This is a genomic window from Arthrobacter sp. NPDC080031 (assembly GCF_040702485.1).
GTDB lineage: Bacteria > Actinomycetota > Actinomycetes > Actinomycetales > Micrococcaceae > Arthrobacter.
In genome coordinates this window covers 17,684-33,543 of the sequence record NZ_JBFBLA010000025.1, presented here as the reverse complement: position 1 = coordinate 33,543, position 15,860 = coordinate 17,684, and the positions used below count along the sequence as shown (strand labels likewise).

At 64.6% G+C, this 15,860-nt stretch carries 17 protein-coding genes; 7 read left to right on the top strand and 10 right to left on the bottom strand.

The window, feature by feature from the left end; genetic code table 11:
• Positions 1–4 precede the first annotated feature (4 nt).
• From AB0323_RS18845 to AB0323_RS18815, 7 genes are all read left to right on the top strand, one after another.
• Entirely contained in the window at positions 5–1,321 is a 1,317-nt protein-coding gene (locus AB0323_RS18845) for a GNAT family N-acetyltransferase (RefSeq protein WP_364536482.1), read from the top strand.
• A 79-nt stretch (positions 1,322–1,400) separates the two neighbouring features.
• The gene (locus AB0323_RS18840; RefSeq protein WP_366178682.1) at positions 1,401–2,060 is read left to right on the top strand and encodes a hypothetical protein; all 660 of its coding nucleotides are present in this window, start codon (positions 1,401–1,403) and stop codon (positions 2,058–2,060) included.
• A gap of 3 nt (positions 2,061–2,063) precedes the next feature.
• Positions 2,064–3,311 (top strand): low temperature requirement protein A, encoded by a 1,248-nt coding sequence (locus AB0323_RS18835; protein ID WP_366178681.1) that lies wholly within the window; start codon positions 2,064–2,066, stop codon positions 3,309–3,311.
• Positions 3,312–3,524: 213 nt separating this feature from the next.
• Complete coding sequence (locus AB0323_RS18830) at positions 3,525–3,764, top strand: helix-turn-helix transcriptional regulator (RefSeq protein WP_364536953.1); 240 nt, start codon at positions 3,525–3,527, stop codon at positions 3,762–3,764.
• Entirely contained in the window at positions 3,761–4,954 is a 1,194-nt protein-coding gene (locus tag AB0323_RS18825) for a HipA domain-containing protein (RefSeq protein ID WP_366178680.1), read from the top strand. Before AB0323_RS18830 ends, AB0323_RS18825 begins: the two co-directional genes overlap by 4 nt.
• A 170-nt stretch (positions 4,955–5,124) precedes the next feature.
• Complete coding sequence (locus AB0323_RS18820; protein WP_364536493.1) at positions 5,125–5,271, top strand: lmo0937 family membrane protein; 147 nt, start codon at positions 5,125–5,127, stop codon at positions 5,269–5,271.
• 198 nt (positions 5,272–5,469) lie between these two features.
• A complete protein-coding gene (locus AB0323_RS18815) occupies positions 5,470–6,012 on the top strand; it encodes a DUF1003 domain-containing protein (protein ID WP_366178679.1) in 543 nt (180 codons plus the stop codon).
• 27 nt (positions 6,013–6,039) lie between these two features.
• Here AB0323_RS18815 and AB0323_RS18810 read toward each other — a convergent pair whose 3' ends face one another.
• From AB0323_RS18810 to AB0323_RS18765, 10 genes are all read right to left on the bottom strand, one after another.
• Positions 6,040–6,573, bottom strand: a complete 534-nt coding sequence (locus tag AB0323_RS18810) for an HD domain-containing protein (protein ID WP_366178678.1) — start codon at positions 6,571–6,573, stop codon at positions 6,040–6,042.
• Between the two features lie 8 nt (positions 6,574–6,581).
• Positions 6,582–7,709: a serine hydrolase domain-containing protein gene (locus tag AB0323_RS18805; protein ID WP_366178677.1), complete on the bottom strand. Its 1,128-nt coding sequence runs from the start codon at positions 7,707–7,709 to the stop codon at positions 6,582–6,584.
• 26 nt (positions 7,710–7,735) lie between these two features.
• Complete coding sequence (locus AB0323_RS18800; RefSeq protein ID WP_366178676.1) at positions 7,736–8,749, bottom strand: NADP-dependent oxidoreductase; 1,014 nt, start codon at positions 8,747–8,749, stop codon at positions 7,736–7,738.
• Positions 8,750–9,658 carry a tRNA glutamyl-Q(34) synthetase GluQRS gene (gluQRS, locus tag AB0323_RS18795; RefSeq protein WP_366178675.1) on the bottom strand — a complete coding sequence of 303 codons (909 nt, stop codon included), beginning with the start codon at positions 9,656–9,658 and terminating at the stop codon, positions 8,750–8,752.
• Between the two features lie 651 nt (positions 9,659–10,309).
• The gene (locus tag AB0323_RS18790; RefSeq protein WP_364536511.1) at positions 10,310–10,900 is read right to left on the bottom strand and encodes a helix-turn-helix domain-containing protein; all 591 of its coding nucleotides are present in this window, start codon (positions 10,898–10,900) and stop codon (positions 10,310–10,312) included.
• 74 nt (positions 10,901–10,974) lie between these two features.
• Positions 10,975–12,144, bottom strand: a complete 1,170-nt coding sequence (locus AB0323_RS18785; RefSeq protein ID WP_366178674.1) for an aminotransferase class I/II-fold pyridoxal phosphate-dependent enzyme — start codon at positions 12,142–12,144, stop codon at positions 10,975–10,977.
• A gap of 92 nt (positions 12,145–12,236) precedes the next feature.
• Complete coding sequence (locus AB0323_RS18780; protein ID WP_366178673.1) at positions 12,237–13,049, bottom strand: SDR family oxidoreductase; 813 nt, start codon at positions 13,047–13,049, stop codon at positions 12,237–12,239.
• A 112-nt stretch (positions 13,050–13,161) separates the two neighbouring features.
• Positions 13,162–14,202 carry a biotin-dependent carboxyltransferase family protein gene (locus AB0323_RS18775; protein WP_366178672.1) on the bottom strand — a complete coding sequence of 347 codons (1,041 nt, stop codon included), beginning with the start codon at positions 14,200–14,202 and terminating at the stop codon, positions 13,162–13,164.
• Positions 14,189–14,983: a carboxyltransferase domain-containing protein gene (locus AB0323_RS18770; RefSeq protein WP_366178671.1), complete on the bottom strand. Its 795-nt coding sequence runs from the start codon at positions 14,981–14,983 to the stop codon at positions 14,189–14,191. The genes AB0323_RS18775 and AB0323_RS18770 overlap by 14 nt, the downstream gene beginning before the upstream one ends.
• A gap of 48 nt (positions 14,984–15,031) precedes the next feature.
• Positions 15,032–15,835: a 5-oxoprolinase subunit PxpA gene (locus tag AB0323_RS18765; RefSeq protein ID WP_366178670.1), complete on the bottom strand. Its 804-nt coding sequence runs from the start codon at positions 15,833–15,835 to the stop codon at positions 15,032–15,034.
• Positions 15,836–15,860: the final 25 nt, after the last annotated feature.

Sequence of the window (15,860 nt, the reverse complement as noted above, 5' to 3'; positions counted from 1 at the left end):
AGGCATGAGCAATTGGCGTATCAGGGACTTCCATTCCTCGGACATGGACGGCATCCTGCACCTTTGGGAGTCGCTCAAAGCAGACAACGTGGATCCGGTCTATGCGCTCTCCGAGGTCCTGGCCTCGTGCGAGAAGGACCACGCCGTCGTGGCGGTGCAGGGCGAACAGGTGGTCGGTGCCGCCGTCGGACGTGCGGCCCATGACCAGGGCTGGATTGTCTTCCTGGCCACGCTGCCCGAGTTCCGGGGCCGCGGGATCGGCACCTCGCTGCTGGCCGCCGTCGAGAACCGGATGACCCCGCACGGGCTCAACAAGCTCTCGGCGCTCATGCCGGAGTCCGAGACCCGGGTCGAAGCGTTCCTCGGCCGCGGCTTCCTGCTCAAGCAAAACCTGCATTACTTCGAACGGACCATCCCGGTCCAGCGCCAGGAACTCGAGCCGTTGAGCCAGCTCGGCGGCCGCATCCTGGCCCGGGACCTGTGGGAAAACGTCGCCGGCATGCGGCGCGAAAAGGAACTGCTGGAACGCCGCCTGGTCCTTCCCCTGGCCGAGGCCGACCTCGCCGATCAATTCGGCGTGGTGCCGCCGCGCGCCGTCGTGCTCTTCGGCCCGCCCGGTACCGGCAAGACGACGTTCGCGAAGGCGATTGCGTCCCGGCTCGAGTGGCCGTTCGTGGAGGTGTTTCCTTCGCGGCTGGCCTCCGATCCTAAGGGCCTGGCCGGTGCGTTGCGTGAGACGTTCCTGGAAATCGCCGAGCTGGAGCACGCCGTCGTGTTCATCGACGAGGTGGAAGAGATCGCGTCCCAGCGCTCCGGTGAGCCGCCGTCGCCGCTGCAGGGCGTCACCAACGAACTCCTCAAGATCATCCCGGCATTCCGCGAACAGCCCGGGCGCCTGCTGGTGTGCGCCACCAACTTCATCCGCGCCCTGGACTCCGCCTTCCTGCGCCACGGCCGCTTCGACTACGTGATCCCCATCGGCCTGCCCGACGTCCACGCCCGCGAGGCCATGTGGCAACGCTTCATCCCGGCCAGCGTGGTCGACTCCGTGGACGTGGCGCTGCTGGTGTCACGGACCGAGGGCTTCTCCCCCGCGGACATCGAATACGCGGCACGGAGTGCCTCCCAGCGTGCTTTGGAAAAAGCGGTGTACGACGACGGTGCCGGCGCCTCCAGCGGGGGCGGCGCACCGGCGTCGAACGGTCGCAAGGGACCCGTGACGCAGGACTACCTCGACGCCATCGCCGACACCCGCACCACCGTCAGCGAGGAAGTCCACCGGGACTTCCTCGAGGACATCGACGTACTGGGCCGGGTTTAACGCAACGCGGGGTCACTTACGGCCCATGTTCGGGCCCCGGATGGGCGCTAAGTGACCCCGCGTTGGACAAGGAGGAACCGTGAACCTGTTTCTGACAATCCTGAGCGGCGTCGCCTGGACGACGGTCTACATTTGCGCGATCCGGATCGGGTTTCGCGACAAGACATACGCGATCCCGGCAGCGGCGCTGGGCCTGAACTTCGCGTGGGAGGTCATCTACTCGGTGCATTCGCTCAGCACGAGGCTCTCCGTGCAGGGTGTCATCAACATTGCCTGGGCTTTGGCTGACGTCGCGATTGTCTACACCTTCTTGGCGTTCGGCAGGCGGGAGCTTCCCGGATTTGTCACGCGGCCGCTGTTCATCGGATGGGCGATACTGCTGGGCCTGGCATCTTTCGCCGTGCAGTGGCTGTTCATCGCCGAGTTCGATTGGGATCCCGCATCCCGGTACGCGGCGTTCCTGCAGAATCTCCTCATGTCCGGCTTGTTCATTGCCATGTTCGCGGCCCGCCGCAGCCTGCGGGGCCAATCCCTGGTGATCGCCGTGGCGAAGTGGATCGGGACACTCGCGCCCACCATCACCTTCGGGGTCCTCGAGAGTTCACCGTTCATTCTGGGCATTGGGGTCCTGTGCAGCATCTTCGATCTGACGTATATCGGACTGCTGTTGTGGGCAAAGAGGAACCCGGACGCGCTCTCCAGGGATCGGGACCCGGGGGGCCTCCCGGCGGTACCCTGAACCATGTCCATGAATCCATTGCGCCATGCACTGTCGCGCATGGGCGGCCGTGATCCCCAGGAGCTGAATCGCACGGCCACGCCCCTGGAACTCTTCTTTGACTTGACGTTCGTTATCGCCTTCGGGGTTGCCGGCAGCCAGTTCGCGCACGAGCTGGCCGAAGCCCGTTTCGGCTCCGGGCTGATCGGCTTCACCTTCGCGATGTTCGCCGTCATGTGGGCCTGGATCAACTTCTCGTGGTTTGCCAGCGCCTACGACACTGACGACTGGGTCTTCAGGATTGTCACCATGGTGCAGATGGTAGGTGTGCTCATCCTTGCCATGGGCATCGAACCGATGTTCCAATCGCTCGACGAAGGCCACCGCGTGGACAACTCCACCATGGTGCTGGGTTACATCATCATGCGGTTGGCGTTGGTGTTTCAGTGGCTGCGCGCGGCGAAGCAGGACCCGGAACGCCGAAGCGCTTGCCTCACCTACGCGAGATTCCTGGTGGTGGCGCAGATTGGCTGGGTGGTGGTGCTGATTGTCCACGCAGACATCCTGACGAATTTCCTCATGGCTGCTCCGCTTTTCCTGCTGGAAATGGCGACGCCGACCATCGCCGAGCGCAAAGCCAAGACGCCGTGGCACGCGCACCACATCGCCGAACGCTACGGCCTCCTGGCCATCATCGCCCTGGGCGAGTGCCTGATCGGAGCCATCGAATCCCTCCGGGCGATCGTTGCCCTTCACGGCTGGTCCGTTGACGCCGCCCTCGTGGGTCTCGGCGGTACCGGGCTGGCCTTTGGAATGTGGTGGATCTACTTCATCCTCCCGTCCGGTCACGCCCTGCACCACCAACGGCACCGGGCATTCGTGTTCGGATACGGCCACATGTTCATCTTTGGGTCGATCGCCGCCACCGGTGGCGGACTTCACGTGGCCGCCCTCTTCATCGATCATGCCGCGCACATCAGCGCCACCGTCGTCGTAGCCACCATTGCCGTCCCGGTGGCCCTGTTCAAGGTAACCCTGAGTTCGCTATACGGCTACCTGCTGGGTTTCGACCGGGCTCTCCTCGGAGTCACGGCCCTCGTGGTGGTGTTGCTCTGCGGCAGTGTGGGCTTGGCCGCCCTGGATGTCTCTGTTCCCGTCTGCATGATGGTGATCGTGGCGGCATTGGCTATCTCGATCGTGATCGACGAACGGCGCGGGGCCACACGCCGGGAAGCCGCGTTGGAAAGGCTGAGGGCACGTCCGGCCACCTAGGCGAATTCGTGGGTGTGGGCTCGGGACCGGAGTGCCGGAACGCAGCGAACGGCCCGCACCCACGATGTCGACCTGGACGCACCGGCACGAACGTACCGATTCCTCGCTGCCAATCCTTGATTCGTCTCCCAGAGAGACGGAAAATGGTGAAACCGGCACGAACGTACCGGATGCGCACATGCGCATGTCCCCACAAGACTCAGAAGGGTGGACATGTCCCCCAAGGAATTCACGGAGTCCCTCGGCGCCAAGGTCCGTGCCCGCCGCGCCTCCCTGAGCCTGAGCCAGTCCGACCTCGCAGACCTCGCAGGAGTCTCGGAACGGTTCGTGCGCTTCGTGGAGCAAGGGAAGACCACGGTTCAATTGGAACCACTCCTCGCGGTCCTCGGCACGCTCGGCCTTGAGCTCTTGGTGCAACCCGCGGGCAGCCAGACTGCAAACAGCCGGCCATGACCTTCCACCGCATCGCCGACGTCTACAAGCAGGGAGTCCTGGCTGCGCGCATCGAGCGGCATGAAGGCGGCACCAAGTTCAGCTACCTGCCGCGGTACCTCGAATCAGGCGGTCCGGCCGTCGCCACTACGCTCCCGCTGACAAACGAAGCAGTGTTCACCCCGAGCGGCGCGGTCCCTCCCTACTTCACTGGCCTCCTCCCGGAAGGCCGCCGCCTGAATTCACTACGCCGCGCGGTCAAGGCCAGCGCCGACGACGAACTCGCGCTCCTCATGGGCGCGGGCGGGGACGCCGTGGGCGATGTCCAGACGATCCCCCACGGCGAGCCGCCCACGGAAGGAGGCTCCGCCGTCGTGCTCGATTCGAAACTGCCGCTCGACTTCGACGCGCTGCTCGGCGATTCAGGCCTCATTGATCCTGTGGCGCTGGCGGGTGTACAGGACAAGTTGTCGGCCGGGATGATCTCGCTCCCGGTCGCACAAGCGGGCAAGCGCTTCATCCTCAAACTGAATGCTCCCGAGTTCCCGTTCGTCGTGGAAAACGAATTCCTGATGTTCCGTTATGCGCGCAAGCTGCGGATACCGGTGAGTGCCGTGCAGTTGGTGCACGACGTCGGCGGGCGGGCAGGGCTGCTCGTGGAGCGTTTCGATCGCCTCACCGGAGCCGACGGCACCGCTCTGCGCCTCGCGGTCGAGGACGGAGCCCAAGTGCTGGGACTCTACCCTGCGGACAAGTACAGCGTGCCGTTCGGCGAGGTTTGCCTGGCTTTGGCAGCGCACTGTTCCGCACCCCTCCCGGCCTTGAGAAACCTCGCCATCCAGCTGGCCTTCGCTTGGCTGAGCGGCAACGGCGACCTCCATGCCAAGAACGTGTCGATCGTCCAGTCGCCGCAGGGCGAGTACACCATCGCACCGGTCTACGACATCCCCTCCACAGTGGTCTATGGGGACAAAACGCTCGCGCTGGGCATCGGCGGCAAGAAGAGCGGAATCTCCCGGAAGCACTTCCTTGCCTGGGCCGCGAAGCTCGGGCTGACGGAGCGCGCAGCGGAGGGAGTCCTGGGACTCGCGCTCAAGGCCTCGGGCCCGCTCATAGCAGAGCTCGACGCCGGCGCCTCACCTTTCGGGGCGGTGCAGACGAGGGACTGGGTCAAGGAGCTCAAGCATCGGCGACGGTTGATGAGCGTGTAGCTTTCCCCGAGCCGGGGCCACCAAATCGGAACCTGACTATCGCTTATTGCTTGCCCGTTAACAGGAACCCGATCCTGGCATAAGGTGAGGGCACCACACGGTATCTGCGCGGGTCGCAGAGCGGCGGGGCGCAGAATCAGAATTTCTATTTGTACAAAAGGGAGACTGTTATGTTGCTTTGGATAGCCATCATTATTGCGGTTCTCTGGCTTCTCGGATTCATCGGCAACATCGGTGGCGGGTTCATCCACCTGCTTTTGGTTGTTGCCGTGATCGTTCTGATCTTCCACTTCCTCAGCGGAAGATCGCGCGTATAAACCGCGTATAAACACCAACCGTCATTCCGACACGCGGGCGCCGGGACAGGGCACTGCCCTTGCCCCGGCGCTGCCCGGCTCCGCCCTCACGACCCGCCGCACTTTCCCGAGCGTTCGATCCTAGGTTCACGCGCATGGCAACGCTAGGCTCGCACCCAGAGGCGAGATGGGCTCGCCGCGAGCCAAGGGATTGAACGTATGGCACAGCAAGCCGGACACCAATCGACATCCACGACGGGCACTCTTCCGCATTCACGCTCCTACCTGAGACCCACACGGTTGCTCTCTCAAAGCGAGCGGTCGAAGTTGCATCCATCGGTCCTGGCGGAGGCAGAGCGCCGGGCCGCAAGCATTCAGCTTCGAGTCGCGGATGCGATCACGGCCTTTGCCGGATCGATGAACTTCGTCTACTTGCATGTGTTGCTTTTCGCTGTGTGGATGCTCGTGTTCGAACAGAGTCCGTGGCCGACGTTGACGCTGATCGTCTCGCTCGAAGCGATCTTCCTTTCGACCTTCGTCATGATCGGACAGAACCGTCAAGCGGCTTTCCAGCAGGTGAAGGCAGACCACGACTACAACGCCCAGGAGCAACTGCTCCAGGAGAACACCGACCTGACGCGCGCGATTCACCAGCTCACATCCCAGATCCACCAGCGGGTCCTCGCGGAAGTCACCGCATCCACTACCCGGGAGGCGGCGGCTGTTTCCACCCCGCGGCAGGACGATCCGAGGAAACCGTAGACAGTCGAAACCTGCCGAGTTGAAGCGCTAGTCCGCCAGGCGATCCATCTCGGGCAGCAGATCCGGGTTGACGCGTTGCAGGATGAGGTGGATTTCTCCCCGCGGCACCGCCTTGTAGAGCACTTCCCGGGCGTCTGCGGAGCGCGTGGCGCGCGCCTTGTCCGGCCATTTCGCGGCGAGCGCCCGCACCCGCTCCGGCACGGAGTTGTGGGCGTTGCAGGCGATCTTGACCAAAGTGGCGTCATGGTCCTGTGCGATATGCCGGAGGACGGCTTCATCGTTGTCCGAGTCATCCTGGAATCGGCGCGTCACGCGTTCGATGATGCCCACGGCACGCTCGGAAACACCCATGTCGAGCAGCGCCTGCTTGGTAATCGGCGTGTCCTTGGCGATGTCGTGCAGGTAGCCTGCGATCCGGATGTCGTCATCGAAGTCGGCGAGCGCATCCCCTACTGCCAGCACGTGCTCGCGGTACGGCCGCTTCAGCTTGTCCTTTTGGCGATTGTGCGCCACTTCGGCAAGGACCATGGCTGTTTCAACGGTGAATCTCGGTTCGCTCATGCTTCATCCTACTGAGCCAGTTCGGTGACTGCCTTCCGCACGGCGGCGCTCAGTTCGAGGTTGCGGCATCCGGCTCCGCCCGGCTCGGCCTGTTGCGGCACGTACCCGAAGGCGAGTTCATAGACAGGGTCAGCGAACCCCAAAGATGCGCTGGCGCCGTCGTGCCCGAACGCCCGGTGGCTGCCGTAAGGCGAGCGGGCATGCGATTTCATGAACACGGTCCCAAAGCAGCTCGTCTCGCCGAACACCCGGTCGATGCCGAAGACCTGCTCGGCCGTGACGGTCTGGATGGTCTCTTCACTCAGGAGGGGCGCGACGGCGGGTCGGTCGCGGTCGGCGGCAAGTCCGGTGAGTGCCGCAGCGTAGACGCGGGCCATGCCTTCGGCGCTGGCAACTCCGGCTGCTGAACTCAGGCCTGCTGCGCGGACCTCGCGGAGGTTGGGCAGGTCAAGGATGTCTCCGACGGCCGAGTTTGCCGAAAGGCCGAAATGGCTGGCGGGATCGATCCACGGCTGGGCGGGGTCCGCAGCCCAGCGGAGGGTGGCATAGCGTGGCTCCTCGGATTCAGGCAGTCCCAGGAAGAAGTGGGCGCCCGTGACCGATCGGATGCGTTCTTCGTAGATTTCCTGGAGGGTGGACCCGGTGATCCTGCGGCAAAGCTCCTCCATGAAGACGCCGATGGTCAGCGCGTGGTACCCGAAGGCGGTCCCGGGCTTCCACAGCGGCCGCATCTGTGCCAGCTTGGCGGCGGCCAGCTCGGAGCTGTTGTATTCCGCGAGGGTTAGTCCGCCTTCGACTCCCAGAAGCCCGGCCTGATGGGAGAGCAGCTGGGCCACGGTAATCGTGGCCTTTCCTTCGGCGCCGAATTCCGGCCAGTACTTGACTACTTCGGCGTCGAGGTCCAAGAAGCCGTCCTGGACCAAAAGTGCGATGACGAGCCCGGACACTCCTTTGGAGCAGGAGAAGACACCGGTCACGGAATCCGGACGGCGGTGCGGGCCACCGCTGATGTCCAATACCTTGACGCCGCGGTGGTAGGCGGCGAGCTGGGCCGAATATTCCGCGTCCTCGCTCAGGAATCGGCCAAAGAGTTCGGCGACTGGTTCGAATCCAGGGGCAATCGTCTGTGCATCCACCCGGACAGCTTAACCCCCGCCGCCCCCTAACCGGGGGTGTGCATGGTCACCACGATCTTGCCCTTGGCGCGTCCCTGCTCCAGCGCGGCGAAAGCGTCGCCGATCTTTTCGAGCGGATAGCTGCTGTCCACCACGGGTTTCAGCTTCTCCTCGGAAACCAAGCGGGAGAGGAATTTCAAGTCCTCGCCGCTGGGATGCATGAAAAGGTAACGGTATTTGACGTTCGCTTCCCGGGCACGGCTCCGGATTCCGAGGCTGATCGCCCAGAACAGCGCGGTCGTCCATGCCGGAGCCACAAGGTCTTTCAAGGCCGTCTGCGGTTCGGGCATCCCTGCGATGCTCACCACTTTCGAGCCTGGCTTGAGGATCTTGAACGTCTGGTCCAGCGTCTCCCCGCCCACGAGGTCCAGCGCCGCGTCGAAGCCGCTGAGCACTTCGGCCAGGTTTTCCTTCGTGTAGTCGACGACGGCGTCCGCGCCGAGCCGCCGCACCAACTCTTCTCCCCGGGGAGACGCAGTTGTGGTCACCTCGGCGCCAAAGTATTTGGCCAGCTGGATGGCAAGGGTTCCCACTCCTCCCGCGCCGCCGGAGATGAACAGCTTGGTTCCGGCCTTGACCTTGAGCTCGTCGCGCAATGCCTGCAGCGCGGTGAGGCCCGCCAAGGGAAGACTCGCGGCCTCGGTGTAACTGAGCGACCTTGGCATGAGCGCCACGAGATCCTCGTGGACGGCGGCGTGCTCGGCAAAGGCTCCCAACCGGGTCTTGTCCACGCGGGCAAACACACGGTCTCCCGTGGCAAAGCGGGTGACACCCGGGCCTACAGCTTCCACGATCCCGGCCAGTTCGCTTCCGGCGACCAAGGGCAGCCTTGGCCTGGTGATCACCCGGACTGCGCCTTCGCGTTGCTTGTAGTCCACAGGGTTGAGCCCCGCGGCAAAGACCCTGACCAGGACCTCGCCCGGACCGGCAACCGGCCTGGGGACGTCCTGCAGCTCCATTGCGTCGGCACCGCCGTAGCGGGTCAGCACATAGGCGAGCACTTAAGCCCCTTTCCGGAGGGTTGACTGCTGAATGCCGTTCCATATCCATGGCCCGCGTGGCAATCGGGCCGGATCAAATCTATCCAAGGCCCCATCAAGCGGCCCTCCCGGCAAGCCGAGCGATTCCAGGATCATGTCCCGCACCTCCCCGGCAGAGAGCCCGACGGCGGCAAGCTCGCCGAGCGTCACCGCACCGTCGCGCTTGGCCAGGCGGGCGCCGTCGCGATTCAGTACCAAAGGGACATGGGCGTATTCCGGAACGGCTAAGCCCAACAACGAGGCCAAATAAGCCTGACGGGGTGTGGAGGACAGGAGGTCGTCTCCGCGGACCACTTGGTCCACGCCCTGTTCCGCGTCATCCACCACGACGGCCAGATTGTAGGCCGTGACGCCGTCGTTCCGTCGGAGTACAAAATCATCCACGGCGCCCGTGTATTGTCCGTGCAGCCCGTCCTCCACAGTCCATTCATGCCTGTCGGCGCGAAGCCGGATAGCAGCCGGGCGGGACACACGGCGGATCTCGAGCTCCGCCGTCGAAAGGTTCCTGCACGTCCCCGGATAGGCACCTTGCGGTGCGTGCGGTGCGGACGGCGCGTCCTGGATCTCGCGTCGCGTGCAGAAACATTCATAGGTCAGTCCAGCGTCGGTGAGCCGCGTGATCGCGTCGTTGTACAGTCCGGCACGGTCCGTCTGGCGAACGACGGGGCCGTCCCACGTCACGCCGATGGCTTCAAGGTCGCGGAGTTGGACTTCCTCGGCACCGGCACGCGCACGGTCGAGGTCCTCCACGCGCAGCAAGAACGCGCGGCCCGTGGAACGCGCGAAGAGCCACGCGAGCATGGCCGTGCGCAGATTGCCCACGTGGAGCTCGCCGGAGGGGCTCGGAGCGAAGCGGCCAGCGGAAGTCATGGCACAAGACTATGCGGCGCCGGGCGTGCCTGCAGGATTCCGGCGCGGGTGCGGGAGACTGGGAGAATTGCGTACCGTTAGTTCGCCAAAGAGAGGACCCACGTTGAACTCAGCTCGAGTCAAGGCGACGGTTTCCTTCTGGAGGGCCGAAGAAGGTTGGGGGGAACTTACTCTTGCCGACGGGAAGAAGTGCTTCGGACATTTCTCGGTCATCGAGCAACCAGGCGGATACAGGTCCCTCGAGGCCGGTGATTCGGTGGAGGTCGAGTGGACGGCTGCCTCACAAGATGAATACGACTATGTCGCGGTGTTGATTCAGCCTCTCTGAGAACACAACCACGGCAGCACAAGAGCCCCTCAGCTACCGCAACGCGTTCGGTGGCTCAGGGGCTCTTATGGTGGTGCCGGCGCTCGGCCGGCGGCTTGCGGAAAGACGATGCGTGAACAAGAGTCAATCAGCGGCTGCGTCCTTGCGGGACGATGTTTCGGGTGGCCGGGTGGTGTACCGGGGGATCCGTAGCCTGTGGGGTCCGGCGGTAGCCTTTCCCTTTGTTGCCACTATTTCAACAGGAACACTACAGCTGGCGCAACGGACTCAATCGTCATTGGTCAATCTGACTAATTTGCCGGCAGAAGAAGAACAGCCGATGATCACTTTGCCGGGGTTGGCTCGGCGGCCGCCCAAGCAGCCATCGCACCGCGGAGCGCCGCACAAAGCTTGGTGGACACTTGGTCCTTGTCCAGGCCTACGGTGTTGAGCAGATCGAAAATTTCCCGGGGGTCAAAGAGGATGTTCCACAGGAACATGGCTTCGTCCCCGAGGGGCGGGAGGCCGAGTTCCTCGCAGGCCTCGCGGAGTGGCCGTTCCAAAGCCTCAGCCTGGATGGTCAGGTAGTACGCGCCGGAGCGAAGTCGGGCCAGGTACCCCTCACCCGAGCGGGTGTGGACCATGGAACCGCCATGCTTGATGACGAGACCCACCCAATGCCGGCTGACGCTCTCCAGCAACTCCACTCCGGACGTGGTCTGGGCGACGCTGAAATCGCGCAACTTCTCGCCAACACCAAAACGGAACGCGGCCAGGACGTCCTCCACCGAGGCGAAATGTCGGTAGGCCGTCGCGGGAGAGATCTCTGCTTCACGGGCGATGTCCGTCATGCTCACCGGGCCATTGGCCTTGGCGAAGAGTTTCCCCGCGGCCCGCACCAACTGGCGGCGGTTGCGTTGGGTGTCGCTGCGCATGGGCGCCCCCTTCCGTGTCAGATCCCAGCGTAGCGCCTGAGCGGCAGGCGCAACGCTGGCCACGTCCGCCGCACTCACCGGAGCTCTGCCAGGCCGCCCGCCAAGCGCTCCACACCGGCGGTAATGGCCTCGGAGCTGGCGGCGTAGGACAAGCGCAAGTGGAACTCACCGTTCCGGCCGAACTCGCTGCCGGGACGAACGGCCACGCCGTGGTTGCGAAGGTGGGCCACCATCGCGGACGCCGGCAGCTCGGCGTCGTACTTGGGGAAAAGGTAGAACGCGCCTTCCGGTGAGCTGACCGTAAGTCCCGGAATCCGCCGGAGACCGTTGGCCATGAGCTCCCCGCGCAACGCATAGGAGGCGTGCATGCGTTCGATGTCCGGGCCGCACGTCTTCAGGGCGGTCAACGCCGCGTATTGCACGGCCTGGTTCATGGAACCGTTGAAGGTGTTGTGGATCCGGGCGGCCGAGGCGATGACGTCGGACGGACCCCAGAGGTAGCCGACGCGCCAGCCGGTCATGGCGTAGCTCTTGGAGAAGGTCTGGCAGTAGATGGTCCGGCCGGCCAGGGCTTCGATTTCAAGTGCCGAGGTGAAGGGTTCGGGCGTGTAGACGAGATCACTGTAGGCCTCGTCGGAAAGGATCAGGGTGTCGGTTCCGGCGACCATGTCTGCGAGGGCTTCGAGTTCGCGGCGGGAGTGCACGATGCCGGTCGGGTTGGAGGGGTTGCAGAAGACGAACATCCTGGCACCTTCAAGCGCGGTGGCCAGTGCCTCGAGGTCCCAGTGCAGGTCATCGGCCAGCGGCACCGGCACGGTGATGCCCCCGGCCATGCTCACGAGATCCGCGTACAGGGAATAGGTGGGGTCCGGAATGACCACTTTGTCGCCCGGGTTGACGATGCCAAGGATCGCCGCGGACAGACCGGCCGTGCCGCCCTGCGTGATGAGCACGTCGCCGGGGCTGGCCACTCCGCCGAGGAGCTGGCCGATACGGGCAGCCAGCTCCTCGCGAAGCACCAGCTCGCCGAGCAACGGCGAGTAGTGGGTGAAGCCGTCCTCAAGGGCGCGGGCGGCTGCTTCTCGAACCTGGGCCGGGGTGTCGAAGTCCGGTTCGCCCATGGCCAAGGAGACAAGGTCCCCCTTGGATTGGGGCTGCTGCACCCGCAGCGATGTGCGCTGGATGCGCTGCACCGCCTCTGAGGGCTGGAAATCGGCGACGGCGGTGGCTGGCTCGAGTGTCATGATGGTCCTGATCTGGGTGGTTGCTGAGCTTGTTCTGGGGGCGGGCGACTTGGTGGTTGCCCGGGAGGACGGCGCGTAGAGTCTGCGGGGCTTCATCGCTGCGGCGCCTGGTCTGTAGCTGATTGCTCGGCGGGGGCTCCGGCCCAGCGGCTGATCTCGATGTCGCCGGAGGTATCCCGCTGGATTGTGGGGGCGATGACCAATTCCTGGACGACGGTGCGCTGGGGCAGTGTGGCCACGAGGTGAATGGCTCGGGCCACGTCTTCGGGCTGCACCATGGCATCGCGCTCCTCGGCGCGGGGCGGGCGGGCGCGGTTGTCCAGGATGGGCGTAGCGGTTTCGCCAGGAAGGATGGTCACAGCGCGCAGTCCGTCGTTGCGGAAGGTGTTGTGGAGGTACGTCATGAAATTCCGGACCGCGGCCTTGGCCGCACCATACGGGGCGCCGCCGAGCAAATTCGGGTTCACCGCGGCGAGCGAGGAGACCGTAATGATGGTTCCGGTCTTGCGGGCCAGCATGTCCGGAAGGACTGCCTGGCTGAGCAGGTAGACGGCGTTGAGGTTGACGTCCAGGACGTCATTCCATTCCTGCTGGCTGATCCAGCGGACGTTGAGGACCTTGCTGGAGCTGCCTGCATTGTTGACAAGGATGTCGACCTGGCCGAGATTCCCGTGGACCCAGTCCAGCAGCGCATCGACATCGTCTTTGGAAGTGATGTCCGCGGCGCGGGAAACGGCGCGGCCGCCGTCGGCAACGATTTCCGCGGAGAGTTCCTGCAGCACGTCTTCACGACGCCCCACCAGCACCACCACGGCACCCTCGGCGGCGAGCAGAACCGCCGTCGAGCGTCCCATGCCGGTGCCGGCACCGGTGATGATCGCGAGCTTGCCGTCCAGAAGTCCCATGGTTTTCAGTTCCTTGCGTTCTTTGTGTGAGTCATTTGAGATGTCAATCACATATGAGAAGAGTTTCTCATTTTAGAGGTTGGAGGTCAAGTACTTTCTTCGGGTGGTCGCGTCACACCGCGGCGGGACTCGGCGAGGAGACCGCCGCAAAGTTCGCGGAGACGGGGAGCCCGACGGCGGCGAACAGGGCGTGCACGCGGTCTTCCAGATGCGCCAGGCCGCGCTGCTGTTCCCGGTATTGCTCCACCGCCTGGTCGTTCCTGATCCAGCGGAAGGTCATCTTCCGGCCGGGACTGGCCTGCCCCAGCATGGCGAGGGAAGCTTTGGCCGCGACCGCTACGATCGGGTAGCCGGCAGTCAGGGTCCTTGAGCGGCCCAGGATGATGAGCTCATCGCCATGCGGGATTTCGAAGGCGCCGATCGGCACACCATGGGACACGATTTCCCCGAGTCCCTCCGGATGCACCACTGGCCCGTCCAACCGGAGGCCCACGTGGTTGGATTTGGCACCGACGGTGTACTGGCTGGAGCTGAGCAGTTTCCGGATGCCTGGCGTCCGGTCCGTTTCAGGGCCCTCGACGACATCGATAGTCCACACCTCCGGTCTGAAGTCCGGCACGGGAACCGGCAGCCGGAAGAGCGGCTGGGTCAGGAACGGGTGCGTGAATCCTCGGTACCGGCTGCGGAGGGTGATCTCCTGCCCGGGAGCAAGCTGTTGAGGGAAGCCCATCCGGGATTCCGGCGCGGCGCTGCCCATGAAACGGGCGGTTTCCAGTTCGCCGCTGAAGGCCAGATAGTTCCGCATGCCGCCGCTGGCCTTGGAAACCACAACCCTGGCTCCGGCAGGAAGACAGAGGGGCTCCCACATGGCAACAGGATCCCCGTTGACCGTGACTTCCGCAGGGACTCCGGTCACGGCGCACATCACCTCGTGCGTGGCTGTGAACGCAAAACGTCCGCCCATGATTTCCAGGCACGCGGCCTTGCGGCTATTGCCGACCAGGATGTTGGCCGCGGCCGCGGAGTGCTGGTCCGCCGCGCCTCCGCAAGGGACTCCCATGAACTCGGAATTCTCGCGGCCCAGGTCCTGGAACGTGGACAGCCAGCCTGCTTCACTGACTTTGATGCCGATCGCAAGCTCAGGGAAGGTCATTGTTACCCCCTTCCGCGACATCCGAGGCGGGGCCGTCGGGGGCGGGCCGCAGGAACTGGCCCTCAAGCCGCGACCAACCGTCCTCCGGCACCACTTCGAAACGGACCAGATCCCCTGGCTTGTAGGAGGTGGCCGGATCTTCGCGGATGTCGCAGATGGTGAGCGGAGTCCGGCCGATCACTTTCCAGCCGCTCGGGCCGGGGAACGGTTGGATGATGGCGTTGGTCCCGGCGACCATCACAGAACCGGGTTCCACATTGGTCCGCGGCTCGATGCAGCGGCTGACCTGGCCCGGGAATTGCACGCCGCCCATCATGGGGGCCATGGCCGCGGCCAGCAGGTTGATGGTCAGCACCGAGGATTGGAATTGCTGCAGCACCCCTTCCGGACTCAGTCCCAATTCCTCGGCCACGTCCGGAAGGTCGGGGGAGAATTCCTCGCTGACCACCATCGGGATGACAAAAAGTGATTGCGAGGCGCTAGGTGTCCCAGGTTCCAGGCCGTTACCGGCAACCGCCAAGCGGATGGTCTGGGCCAGTTGTTCGTGGGTCACGGCCAGGCAATCGAACTCGACCAGCAAAGACTCGACGCCGGCCACGATGTCCAATACCCCGCACGGCCGCACCTCCAGCAGCACGTCGCGGAGCCTGCTGCCCGCCGCCCGACGGAAGTCGGCGTCGTCGTGCTTGATCCGGAGCATGAGGGCTGAATCGCCGAACGGCTCGGCTTCCAGTTCGGGTGGGTGGTGCAGCCGCCCTGCGGGTGCTGTGTGCGTGGTCATGAGTCCTGCTCGGTGGTGCGGGTGATGGATCAGGTGTGCTGCTCAGCCTCAGACCGTGGCGAGTCGGGCCTTTTCGGCGAGGACGTCCTGGAGTCCGGTGGCTTTGATGCCCGCCTTGTCCAGGGCCGCACGGAGGGCCGTCCCGTTCTGCAGGACCTGCGGGTGGTCGCCGTGGAGGAGCACGACGTCGGCATCGTGGCCGAGCGGGACCACCTTGCCGGTGACGGCGCGGACGGTCCCCTCGGTGACCACCTGGACCACGCGGCGGCCGATTTCCTCAGGGTTGTGCAGGAGTGCGCCTTCGCTGTTGCGCGAGACGGGCATGCCGTCTTCGCCGTAGCCTCGGTCTGCGAGGAAGACATAGCCGACTTGAAGGCCGCGTTTGCGGGATTCATCGGCCAGGAGACCGTTCTGGCAGATCACAATGTAGGAGGGATCGTAGGCCTTGATGGCGTCCGTGATCGCCCGGGCGTGCTTCGAGTCGGTCTGGGCGATGCTGCCCATCCGGCCATGCGGGGCCACGTGGCTGATCTTGCCGCCGTGGATGCGGGCGAATGCGTCCAGGGCGCCGATCTGGTAGAGCACGTCGGTCCGGATTTCTTCTTCGCTGGCTTCGATGAGGCGGCGGCCAAAGCCAACCAGGTCCGGATATCCGGGATGGGCACCGAGTTCGATGCCGCGTTCCACGCAGGCCTTGACGGTGGCATCCATGACCCTCGGATCGCCGGCATGGAAACCGCAGGCGATGTTGGAGGCAGTGACGAGGCCCAGGAGGGCGTCGTCGTCGCCGATCGTGTAGTTGCCGTAGCTTTCGCCGAGGTCTGCGACGACGGCGACTGAATTGATGCTCAAGGTGACTCCCGCTTCTGTTCGTTAC